The organism is bacterium, assembly GCA_014360495.1.
In the GTDB taxonomy this organism is placed as follows: Bacteria; Armatimonadota; JACIXR01; order JACIXR01; family JACIXR01; genus JACIXR01.
On record JACIXR010000011.1, the window covers coordinates 25,076 to 37,127 of the forward strand.

Genomic DNA, 12,052 nt, shown 5'->3' on the forward strand with positions numbered 1-12,052 from the left:
TTATTAAGTATATCAATTTAAAAAAGAAAATCAAGGGATTGGGCGAAGAAAAGAAGTTCTCTTTTAAAAGAAATGATGCGAGCGAAGCCCATTTGATATTTCTCATTGATAGGAGCGAAGCGACGAATCCTTTCTGTCATTGCGAGCCTTATGTGGGCTCGCAAATGAAAATATCTGTAGCTTCCTCTAACTTTTCCCTTGACCATCACGCGTGAGACTATACGATTAAAATGGTGAGTTGATTTATGAAGAAAAAGAACAGTTCCTTCGCGAGAATCTCGCAATTATTGATAATCTTTCTCGCCTTTTTCTCCCCTTGTTTAATGGCGGGAAATAAAATTGGTAAAGGAGGTAAAAGCTCTATGGAAAATCAGGATTGGCTTGTTTTGTCTCGCTACGATGTTGACCATCTGAAAGAAATCGCCATGCCGGTTGGAGGCATCGGAACGGGTTTCTTCTGTCTGGGAGGAAAAGGACAACTCACTGATTGGCAACTTATGAGCCGACCCCATAGGGGTTGGCGTCCTCTCTATTCCCACTTCCTCCTTTGGGTGAAGAAGGGGAACGAGCGCAAGCTGAGAATTTTGGAGGGGGATATAACCGAGGGGCTTGCCTCAGATTTCGGCGCTCCCCAATATATGGCTGGCATCCCAAGGATGAAACCAAAGGGATTTGAGGCATCATATCCCTTCGGAAGAGCTATCTTGGAGGACGAATATACTCCCGTCTCGGTTTCCATTGAGGCTTTCAATCCCTTGATACCTGGGGATGTATGGGCATCAAGCCTTCCAATGGGGCTGATAACCATAACCCTAAAGAATCGCACCGATTCCCCCTTGGACTGCTCCCTCACTTTACTCCTCACCAATTTCGTTGGATGTGATGGAATAGCTGTGGATTTGAAAGACAATATAACGGAGAGAGCCGAGGTAGCAGGTTGGAAGGGGATGCTTTTCTCCAAAATCAGAGAGGAGCGAAATCCAAGGTGGGGGACAATTGCTGTTCTCTCCGATGGGAAAGATGTGAGAGTGGCAAGGAGATGGAAGTTCAGGGACCGTCCCTGGGGTGGTGAGGTTCTGGGGATAATAGACGAGATTATGGAGAAGGGATATATTGAGGATGACGAGCCCGATAAACCCTGCCCTCCTAGCCCACAAGATACCTGGGACAGCTCCCTTTCCGCTTTATTCTCGCTAAAGCCGAAGGAGAGCAAGTCCGTTCGTTTTCTCATCACTTGGCATTTCCCCTATCGTGATTTGAGGGAAATAGGCTGGTGGTCGGGAGGTGAAGGGGATTCACCCATAGTGAAGAATTTCTATGCCACCCTATTTGAGGATGCAGTTGATGTGGCGAGGAAGGTAATCCCCAAATTGGATGAGTTGCGTTCAAGGACGGTTCGCTTCGTCAACAGCGTTGTTAAGTTGGATGCTCCCCACGCCTTCAAAGAAGCTGCATTGTTTAACCTAACATCCCTTCGCAGTCACACTTGTTTCAGGCTTGAGGATGGCAGTTTCTGGGGATTTGAGGGATGTGGAGGGACAGGAGGCTGTTGTTTGGGCTCCTGCACCCATGTTTGGAATTATGAGCAGGCGACATACTCCCTCTTTCCCGAGCTCCATCGCAGTATGTTGGAGAGCCATCTTCAATATGGGGTCACGGAGAATGGAGGGGAGCGTTTTCGCCTCACCTTCCCCCTTGATAAACAGAGCTTCAATGGAGCGGCTGCCGATGGGCAGATGGGATTGATAGTTCGCTGTTATATGCAGTCTCTTAAGGAGAGTCCTGAATGGCTCAGGAAATGGTATCCTAAGATAAAATCTATGATGGAATTCTGCTGGCTTCCCGGCGGATGGGATGCGGATAAGGATGGTGTGATGGAGGGCGTTCAGCACAATACATATGATGTGGAGTTTTTCGGACCGAATGCTATGTGCGAGAGCTGGTATCTTGCTGCGTTAGCCGCTATGGAGAAGATGGCGGAAAGGGTAGGGGATGAGGAGTTCGCCAAGACCTGTCGAGAATTGAGGGAGAAGGGAAGCAAGTGGATGGACGAGAATCTCTTCAACGGAAGGTATTATATTCAGAAAATTCAGCCGGCGAAGGGAGAGGTATTGCCTATGACTTCCTTAACGGGTGAGCATAGGAATCCCAATCCACGCTTTCAGGTGGGGAATGGTTGTTTGATAGACCAACTGGTGGGTCAATACAAGGCGAATAGGGCGGGATTGGGAGATTTACTTGACCGCTCGCATATTCGGAGGGCGCTCCAGCACATATTCAAATATAATTTCCGAAAGAATTTCCGCGACCATTACAACAATATGAGGACATTTGCTCAGGGGGATGAGAGCGGGACGCTCATCTGCACTTGGCCTGATGGAGACCGACCGGAGTCGCCCCTATCTTACTGGAGCGAGTGTATGACGGGATTTGAATATCAATTGGCGGTTTTGCTTTTGGATTATGGATTTCCCAAGGAGGCGGAGATTGTCGCAAAGGCGGTTAGGGATAGGCATAATGGAGCGAATCGCAATCCCTTCAATGAGCCCGAGTGCGGGAGCTATTACGCTCGGGCAATGGCAAGCTGGGCTCTATTGGAAGCATACAAACCCGGCTGGAAACCAGAGAGATAAGAAAAACTTATAGCGGTTTCTCAATCAAGGGAAGACTTTGCACTAAGAGATTGTGGCTCGTTTCGTAGTCGGGATGCAGCCGCTCAACGATTTTCCAGAATCTTTTCGTATGTCTCTTCACGAACAGATGAGCCATCTCATGAGCGACGATATATTCCACCAATCTCAAAGGCAGAAGAACGACATTGATCTTCACGAATATCTTATTCCCCTTCAATTTCGCCACCCTTTTCGGGTTTCTGTCTATCTTATCCACCACTTTAAAATCAATATTTCCATATATCTCAATCCCTCCCCTCTGCTTCAATTCCTCAAATGTTTTCACTAATTGGCGATAGAGTAGACCCCTTAGGAACTCTTTTATTATATAATCCTCAGCTTTCCCTCCCGTTTCCAAAAGCAATAAACCATCTCTCAACTCTGCCGATTCCTCTTTGCTTTCCCTCGCGACAACTTTATAATTTTGCCCGAAAACCGATACCTCCCTCATTCTCCAACCTCCTTCAAAGCCTCCATTATCGCGGTATGCAATCCGTTAATCAGTTCCTCATCATAAGCCCTATCCTTAAGCCAGCTGAGAAGACGAATGCGAACCTCTATTCTCACCTGAACGCTCACCGATTTCTGCAAATACCAACCCTTAAAGAGAAGCTTTTTATCCCGAAGTGTTGATAGAAGCCTGTTCACGAAATCCAAAACCTTCTCCTTTTCCACCTGGGGAAGGCGGGATTTTATAGCCTCAAATATAGGATGTTTATCCTTTCCTATCTCCTTTTCTTCCTGTTTCCAATCGGATATTTGCTTCGCAAACTCCAAAATCCTCTCATAGGCTTCCTCAACTCTTAGTCTCTTTAACCTCAATGCCTCATATGTTGCTTCAATCTCCTTGCTCAGATTTAAAAGGAAAGAGGAAGATGGATGGCTGGCGAGTTGTGTTCTGACATCTTTTTGCATACTTGTAATGGCATCAATTGCCGAGCCGAGATTCTTCTGAACTTGGCTTTGTAGATGTTTAATGAATTCTTGATTTATCTCCAAGGTCGGAAAAGCCCTCTCTATCTCGTCTACATCCATTGTTCTTTGTATCTTCTGAATTGTTTTCCTTGAGAGTTCCTCTATTTTCAATTCATCAAGGCTTGCCCTTCTGAACTTTTTATTGTAGGCGATGAATACTTTGACCAACCAATCGTAGTCTCGGAGATAAGGCAGCAAGAAATCTTCACCGCCGAGCATCTCATAGCACTTCATCAATTTTCTCATCTTTTCCTCAAAAATTTTTCCCTCTTCTAAAGTGACCAATTTCTCCAATGCAGATTGTAAGCTTTCCCAGGTATCCTCTTTCTTTATTCCTTCAAAAATTTTCAATATTTCGTTAAGAAGCCTTTCAAAATCTTTCTTTTCTTGTGTTAAATCCCTTATAACCGTCTTTAGCTCGGCTGAATCCGAAGCCTCAAATTGGCATAAGGCTTTTTGGAGTTCCTCCAAAACGCCGATATAATCGCAAATCAGCCCGAAGCCTTTCGTTGAGTAGGGTCTATTTGTCCTCGCTATTGCCTGCAGAAGCCTGTGCTCCTTCAAGGGTTTGTCAAGATACATACACCACAAAATAGGGGCATCAAAGCCAGTTATGAGCATATCAGTGACGATGAGGATTTTGGGATTCTCCCTGATTTTGAAATTGTTGATAATGCGCTCGTGGATTTGTTTTATATCAGTGGTTGAATACTCTTTCGTAAATTTAAGAAAATAATCTCTTATTAGCTCGTTATCGTTTGGATTGAATGTCATCACAATCTCGCTTTCCTCGGACGGGAGAAGCTTATCAATTTCCTTTTTGTAGCAAACGCAGGCTTCCCTATCTATTGTCACGAGCATAGCTTTCAAGCCAGTGGGTTCTACTATTTCCCTGAAATGGGAAACGATATCTTCAGCAATTGCCTTAATTCTTTCCGGCTTTTTTGCAAGGGTTTTTATGACCTTTACTTTTTTCCTCAGTTCTTTCTTTTCCTCGGGAGATAGGGTCTCTATTTCCTCTTCCTCAAATCTTGCGAACTGCTCGAGCTCCTCAAGTTTGAGGTGATAATCGGGCAGTCTCGCTTGATAGGAGAGCGGGACTGTGAACCCATCCCTGAGGGAATCAGCCATAGAATATCTATCAAGATAAAGCTCATCAGGCGGACAGAATTTTTGGAATGTGTTTCTATCCGATTTGGAGAGTGGGGTTCCTGTGAAGCCGAAGACGAAGGCATTCTTGAATATACTGCTCCAGAGGGTTCGGAACTTTCCGTATTGTGTTCTATGCACCTCATCTGCTAAGATTATCACATTTTCCCTCTCTATTTTTAACGATTCGCCAATATTCTCTAATTCAAGAAATTCCTTGGGGCTGAATTTCTCAACAGTTACGAGAAATATTCCTCTTTTTCCTTCACTTCCCCATTTCAATGTCTCTATGAGCTCTCTGATTGAGCCGATTCTCTCAATGGGAATGCCTATGAAGGCGAAATCTTTTTCGATTTGCTCTTCAAGGTCTTTTCTATCAACCATAACGAATATGCTCGGTCTTTCCGCTTCGGGAGAATGGTAAAGCTTCCAAGCGGAGAAAGCCATTGTGTAGGTTTTCCCCGAGCCCTGCCAGTGCCAGATGAGACCGAATTTCTTATCATCCTTACCGGTTAATGTATCAATGACTCTTCGGAAAATCTTATTGCTTGCTCTGAATTGCTGATAGCGGGCAAGGACTTTGGAAACTCTATCCTCCTTCTGTCTTATGAAGAGGAAATTTTCAAGGAGGTCTAAGAGGTTAAAAGGTGAAAGCATACCATAAATAGTAATCTTGAGGTAATCATCCTTGAATTGAGTGGGCTCAAAGGGATAGGGGTCTTTCCATTCGGAGAGGAGGTCCTTTTCCTCGCTTTCCTCGGCAAAGGAATTTGGAAAATAGAGGGTTTTTATGCCATCAGTGGCGATAGAGAACTGGACATATTTGAAGAGCTCGGGGGTAGTATACTCGTAGCGTTTGATTTGTCTGTAGGCGTCAAGCCAGCCGACTTCTTCCCTTGTTGGGCTTTTGCATTCAATGAGTACAAGGGGAATGCCGTTTATGAATAGGAGGACATCGGCTCTTATGGAGCCAGTCAAATCTTCAAGGGTAAATTGGCGAGTGAAGATGAATTCGTTATTTTGGATGTTTTCAAAATCAAGGAGCTTCACAACTTGCTCTTTCTTTTCCCTTTCAAGGGGGACGAGGAGCCCGTTTTTGAGGATATCAAGGAAACTCTTGATTCCTACAATATTAGCTGGGAGGTTTCTTAGGTAAGAAAGAATGTAACTAAGGTCTGATTCGGTGAAGGAGAATTTTGGATTTAACCTCTGGACTGCGTTTTTGAGGGAGCGGGTGAGGATTGGCTCGCTGAGATTATCTTCTCTGAGCTGATTTATTTCGTCCGGCTCGGCGTATCTCCAGCGGAGCTTTTTGAGCTCTTCAACTATGAAATCCTCTACAGTTCCCTTTTCGGTGTAAGGCATAGATGGTCTTACTCCTTTACTTCCTTAGCGATTTTAATAGCTTCGGAAAGGTTGGCTACAAGTTCATCATTCTTGTTTTGATCAACGAAAGCGTCGTCTAATAACTTCACTAATTTGTTTTTGCTCATTTTGCATAGGCAGGATGTAATTATTAGAAGCCTTAAGTAATCTAAAATAGTATGTAAGAAAGCTTGTTGGTCACCATATTTGTTTGATATAGATTTCTCTTGCTCCTTTGAGAGAAATTCCCCGTGGACATACCCGCTTCTGATTTTATAAGCCTCCCTGAGTCTATTTTTTACATCAACTGCATCAAAACCTAATAATCCCAAAAGCTTAGCTGCTCTTAAGCGAAGACGGTAAGAAGCTTCTTGTTCTTCAAGCATAAGCAGGGCTTCTAAACCCATCACTACCTTTGCAACTCTCTCTTCAAAGCGCCCCTCCCTCAATAGGGCATCTTCGTAGAAGGTATTTGCAACGAAAATGTGCTCTAACTTGTTATTTTGAGCCTGCGTTGGGTTATATAAATTTAGCAAGGGTTTCTCTATTTTCCCCCAGAAATTCCTTAATCTTTCTTCGTCTTCTTCTCTAACTGTGTAAGGGGGCGTTGGTGGCGGTAAGTAGTTTAACGGAAAGGATTGGCTGGGCACCATACTAAGTGCCTCTGAAGTCATAAAAGTATGCACTGTTTTGACGCCACCAACTCTGAAAAGCCTTAAAAATTTAGATATTAGTTCTATTTTATCCGTGAGAGCTTTACCATTAGTGGTTTCAATTTCTATATCCATTATGGTAAATTCCGTAAACGCGTATAATGAAGGAGGTTCAGGTACCAACGCTGGGACAGGTGATTCTATCCAAATATCTTCTTCCCTTGGTTTTCGCAAAACTATCCATTGGAAAGGGGTTACCTTTTCAGTCTCCAACCTAACACCCAGCAATATTACTTTCGCCCAGTACTTTAATGGTTCTCCCTTGATTTCTTTTAAGAAGCGATTTATCAAGTCTTGCACGATTGAATCTTCTATTTTTTGTTCCTTTTCGTATTGTTTTAAATACTGGTCTGCTAACATACCAATGAATAACCTTAAGTGTCCTTCGCCTTTGCTATAAGCTGCGCTTAAAATGTTCAAAGCCTCACGGGACTCTTCGCGATTGATTATCTGGTCTATAAGCCTCCCCATCGAAAAGCCGATTTTAAACTTTAAAGTTGGTTTATAGAAAAGTCCTTCTGACCATCCTAATATTAAGTTTTTGCGCTGATAGGGTGTAAGCTCGAGGCTTATCGTTTGGTCAGCTATGGCCTCCTCTATAACTTGCTTAGCGACAAAAGCAACTTTTTGCAAAGATGCGATTAATCTTTTGTCATCCGTTATTTTCTCAACCATTCATGTATCATACTCCTATATTCTCACTCTAATTTTCCCTGTTAGGAGCAAATCCATCAAACTCTTCTTTATTCTCTCCAATTTCTCCTTTATCTTTCTTTCAATCTCAATTTTCTCATCAACAGTTGAGAGAATCTCAGCGATTTTCTCCTGTTCGGGAAGAGGGGGAAGGGGAAGCAAAAATCCCTTTATTGTAGCAAGGTTTAGCGAAGGCATCGTGGTTTGCGTCAAGTATTCGCTTGTCTTTACGCGACAAAGGCAATAAAAGAGGAACAAATTATTTACTCCTTTAGAAAGTGGGTTTATGACAGCCAAATGGTTAACAACATAGCTATCTTCTATTAGCATTGCTCTCTTTTCAAGTTTTATTGATTCGCCACTTTTGGGGAAAATGATTGCTCCCTTTTTAAATTTTTTAAGCCTTAATTCCGAAACAGCTCTTTCATTTATAAGGTCAAAATGGACAGTATATTTTCCCTTTGCTAATTCATTTAAATGTTGCACTCTAATGAATGGGAATTTACCTTTCTCAAAGTACTTCTTCTCTTGGGGTGCTGTGTTTCCAGATGAAATAGTTGAAATATCTCCCAATCTCACCACTTCCCAATCTTTAGGGATTCTTCCGATTTGGGTATCTTTGAATTCTTTATGACCGATTCCTTTCGTTAGAAGTTCTTGCATTAATCCCTTTTTCAATCGTTCCGTCTTGGCTATTATCTCCTCTGTTCTCTGGATTACCTCATCAACAGTTGAGAGAATCTCAGCGATTTTCTCCTGTTCGGGAAGAGGAGGTAAGATAATAGGGGTAGATTTTAAAACGGGTAAGTTTATATTTTTAAGCGTGCTGCCGGCATGCCCTGAAAGTATGTGGTTCCAGTAAAATCTTGAACGGAAGAAGAAGTGCAAATATTTGGGGTAGCCATTGTCTTTTAACCTGATTTTAATTAAGTATGAGCCGAAGATAACATCTTTTAAATGTTTGTCAACCAAAACTGACATACCTGCAGTCCCTGCGCGCGAGACGATCAAGTCGTCAATTTGCAAAAAATACCTTTGAATATCTTTTCTTTGTTCAGTAATTTGGCAGTAGGGTAAACTATCCCATTCAACTTTGTAGTTCTTGATATCAGTTGTTCTTAACATTCTTAGCTGAGTTCTTTCTTGCACAGCTTTTGCTGTGATTCCGTAATATACATTTGATGCTATATCTCCTAACCTCACCACTTCCCAATCTTTAGGAATTCTTCCGATTTGTGTGTCCTTGAAATTTGTTTCTTTATAAAATCTCATTTCCTTTTCAAATTTATAATTTCCCTTATATATTCCTCTAATTTCCTTTCTATTTCTTCCCTTTCCCTCTCCATCTCCTTCAGCTCGCTGAATTCCCTCTCTATATCTATCTCCTCTTCTTCCTCAACTGGCATCACATATAGCGTGACATTAAGATTGTAATCATTCCTGACAACTTCCTCCCTATCCACGACCCTCGCAAACCCCGGGACATCCTTAAACTCCCTATATGCTCGCACTATCCTTTCAATATTCTCCTCCGATAACGAATTCAATCTCCTTATCGTGGGATGGGGAATAAATTCTTTACTGGCATTGATAAAGAGCAACTTCCCCTTCCTCTCGGAGGGTTTATTCTCCCTGAAAATCATTATCACACCTGGAGCTCCCGTATTGTAGAATAGCTTCTCCGGCGTTAGAATAACGCATTCAACCCAATCCAAGTCAATTATCTTCTGCCTTATAGCTTTCTCCTTCCCTCCCCGGAAAAGACACCCATTGTCAACAACGACCCCAATTCTTCCATCCTCCTTCACCGAAGCGAGCATATGCTGTATCCACGCCCAATCAGCGCTGTTATCAGGCGGATAACCAAAGGAAAACCTCTCGCTTAGCTCAACTTCCCTTAAAGTCTCCTCCCCATATCCATCCTGATTCCAGGGGATATTCGCGATGACTACATCAAATTGGGTCAAGGTTCCGTCTTCCCTCTTTGTTTTGGGAAAGCTCAGCGTATCTCCCGAATAAACTAAGCCATTGCCTATATCGTGCATCCAGAGGTTGAGCTTGCAAATAGCGTGAATATCGGGATTTCTCTCCTGCCCATAAAGGAAAAGCTTATTAGCGTCTTCCTTTCCATATTTTTCCTTCACATATAGATAGGAAACAATAAGCATACCGCCCGAGCCACAGCAAGGGTCGTAGACGCTTTCCCCAGGCTTAGGGTCCAATATCTCCACCATCAATCTTATTATTTCCCTTGGAGTGTAAATTTCACCCTCCTTAGCTCTTTGGGGGGCGAACTTCATCAAAATATGCTCATAGGCATCGCCCAAAACATCGGGAGAGACTCCATCCCCACCCAAATTGTATTGGTCGAAGAGCTGGACGAGCCTTTGGAGGAGGATTCTGTTCTCCTCATTTCTCGCGAATTCAAGAAAATTCATTCTATTGATGACGCCTTCAAGCTCTGGATTGCGTTTAGCAATCTCACTTATCGCTTCCGCCAGCCTTTCGGGGAGAGCTTTAGTATCCTTCGTTATTTCCTCCCATAACAGTTCTTTTGGGATGTGGAAGGTGTGATAGTCTTGATGTTCGGCTTCGCGAACGGCGATGCTCTCATCCAAGCCTTCTCTAATTAGTCGCCGTTTTGTTTCTTCAGTTTCCGCTTTCCAGCGGTCGCTGATATGTTTGAGGAAGAGGAGGATAAGGATGAACTTGTAATCAACTGCGGTTCTTATGAGGTCGGCTGCTCTATCTACGAGGGAGTTGAGTTCGTCTCTGCTAAGTGTCTTTTTAAAGAGGGTTTTTTGATTTTGTTTCATGTAGAAATTTCACCGCCTTTTAATCTCGCAAATGCTTCACTTATATATTTAATTTTATCAATTTTTCTCATCTTTTGACAAATCAATAAATGAAGGTGGAAACGGGAATATATATTATGTCGGTTTGGAGATTGCCTATAGAAAGCAGTGACAATCGGCAAGGGATTGCCACGGGCTCCCTTTGAGAGCCCTTGCAATGACACCCTCTTACTGCCATTGCGAGGAGCGAAGCGACAAAGCAATCTCACCATGAAATCAAAATCTTTGAGGATTCTAAATTTTATGGCTATAATAATTCAAGAAAAAGATTTCTCCATCAACCCGAAGAGAAGGAGGTTGTTTTCTATGGAAATTCCTGAAAGCATAATGGAAGCAGTGAAAGAAAAAGCGAGAAAAGCAAAGGAAGCGTCTTATAAAATGGCTATTGCGAGCACGAGCGAGAAAAACGAGGCTTTGAAGAAGGTCGCTGAATCCCTCTGGAGCAGAAAAGAGGAAATCCTTTCCGCAAATGAAAAAGATATAAACGGAGCTAAAGAGAAAGGACTTCCTCCCCATCTCATAGACCGCCTCGCCTTGAACGAAAAAAGATTAAAAGATATCTGCGATTCCATTGAGGAAGTAATCGCTCTTCCCGACCCAGTTGGAGAGATAATAGAGGGTTGGAAAAGACCAAATGGATTGGTCATCCAGAAAGTAAGGGTTCCCTTGGGTGTTATCGGGATAATCTATGAGGCGCGCCCGAATGTAACTGTTGACGCCGCCACTCTATGCCTGAAGGCGGGGAACTGCGTTGTTCTGCGTGGTGGTTCGGAGGCGATTAGTTCCAACGTTTGCTTAGTTGAGATAATGCGCCAGGCTTTAAGTGAGACCGCTCTGCCACCTGATGCAGTGCAAATCATAGAGGATACATCTCGTCTCAGCGCCCTTGCTTTGATGCGCCAATCCGAATACCTGGATGTCCTGATACCCCGAGGAGGAGCGGGATTGATAAAATCCGTTTTGGAAAACGCTCGCCTCCCTGTGATAGAGACCGGCGTGGGAAACTGCCATACCTATGTCCATGAGGACGCGGATATAGAGATGGCGGAGAGAATAGTGATAAACGCGAAGTGTCAACGCCCCTCGGTTTGCAACGCTATGGAAACGCTTCTCGTCCATAAAAATATCGCTCCCCAATTCCTTCCTCGTTGTCTCCAAAAGCTGATGGAGTTGGGAGTGGAGATAAGAGGATGCGAACGGACGAGGGAGTTATTCCCCGAAGCAAAGCCAGCTACGGAGGAGGATTGGTATACGGAATATCTCGCCCTAATCCTCGCAGTTAAAGTGGTTGATTCCCTTGACGAGGCTATCGCTCATATTAATAAGTATGGGAGCAAGCACTCGGAGGCTATAATAACTTCAAATGTGACATCTGCGAAGAGATTCTGCGATGAGGTGGATGCGTCAACGGTTTATGTAAATGCCTCCACTCGCTTCACGGATGGCGGGCAGTTCGGCTTGGGAGCTGAGATAGGGATATCCACACAGAAGCTCCACGCTCGTGGACCAATGGGGCTGAGGGAGTTGACATCTTATAAATGGGTGGTCTACGGCGAGGGGCAGATTAGGACATAACCCATTGCTCTCGCTTTGCGAACCTGTGTTGATTTAGCCACTCTCGTCTTCGGGT

8 protein-coding genes are annotated in these 12,052 nt (G+C 43.6%); 2 read left to right on the forward strand and 6 right to left on the reverse strand.

Features of this window, described 5'->3' with window-relative positions:
- Positions 1-17: 17 nt before the first annotated feature.
- Positions 18-206 carry a hypothetical protein gene (locus H5T88_09360; protein ID MBC7330550.1) on the reverse strand — a complete coding sequence of 63 codons (189 nt, stop codon included), beginning with the start codon at positions 204-206 and terminating at the stop codon, positions 18-20.
- Positions 207-362: 156 nt separating this feature from the next.
- On the opposite strand from H5T88_09360, the gene H5T88_09365 reads away from it, so the two are divergent.
- On the forward strand, positions 363-2,633 hold the full coding sequence (locus tag H5T88_09365) for a hypothetical protein (protein MBC7330551.1): 2,271 nt from the start codon (positions 363-365) through the stop codon (positions 2,631-2,633).
- A gap of 7 nt (positions 2,634-2,640) precedes the next feature.
- Here H5T88_09365 and H5T88_09370 read toward each other — a convergent pair whose 3' ends face one another.
- Genes H5T88_09370 through H5T88_09390 form a run of 5 tightly spaced genes read right to left on the reverse strand, consistent with a single transcriptional unit; the run spans position 2,641 to position 10,383 of the window.
- Positions 2,641-3,123 (reverse strand): DUF45 domain-containing protein, encoded by a 483-nt coding sequence (locus H5T88_09370; GenBank protein MBC7330552.1) that lies wholly within the window; start codon positions 3,121-3,123, stop codon positions 2,641-2,643.
- The gene (locus H5T88_09375; GenBank protein ID MBC7330553.1) at positions 3,120-6,161 is read right to left on the reverse strand and encodes an HsdR family type I site-specific deoxyribonuclease; all 3,042 of its coding nucleotides are present in this window, start codon (positions 6,159-6,161) and stop codon (positions 3,120-3,122) included. The genes H5T88_09370 and H5T88_09375 overlap by 4 nt, the downstream gene beginning before the upstream one ends.
- 8 nt (positions 6,162-6,169) lie before the next feature.
- Positions 6,170-7,549, reverse strand: coding sequence for a hypothetical protein (locus H5T88_09380; GenBank protein ID MBC7330554.1), 1,380 nt, complete (start codon positions 7,547-7,549; stop codon positions 6,170-6,172).
- A gap of 15 nt (positions 7,550-7,564) precedes the next feature.
- Complete coding sequence (locus H5T88_09385; GenBank protein ID MBC7330555.1) at positions 7,565-8,839, reverse strand: restriction endonuclease subunit S; 1,275 nt, start codon at positions 8,837-8,839, stop codon at positions 7,565-7,567.
- Positions 8,836-10,383 carry an N-6 DNA methylase gene (locus tag H5T88_09390; protein MBC7330556.1) on the reverse strand — a complete coding sequence of 516 codons (1,548 nt, stop codon included), beginning with the start codon at positions 10,381-10,383 and terminating at the stop codon, positions 8,836-8,838. Before H5T88_09390 ends, H5T88_09385 begins: the two co-directional genes overlap by 4 nt.
- A 282-nt stretch (positions 10,384-10,665) precedes the next feature.
- Here H5T88_09390 and H5T88_09395 point away from each other — a divergent pair, with 282 nt between their 5' ends.
- Positions 10,666-11,997 (forward strand): glutamate-5-semialdehyde dehydrogenase, encoded by a 1,332-nt coding sequence (locus H5T88_09395; protein ID MBC7330557.1) that lies wholly within the window; start codon positions 10,666-10,668, stop codon positions 11,995-11,997.
- Positions 11,998-12,052 lie beyond the last annotated feature (55 nt).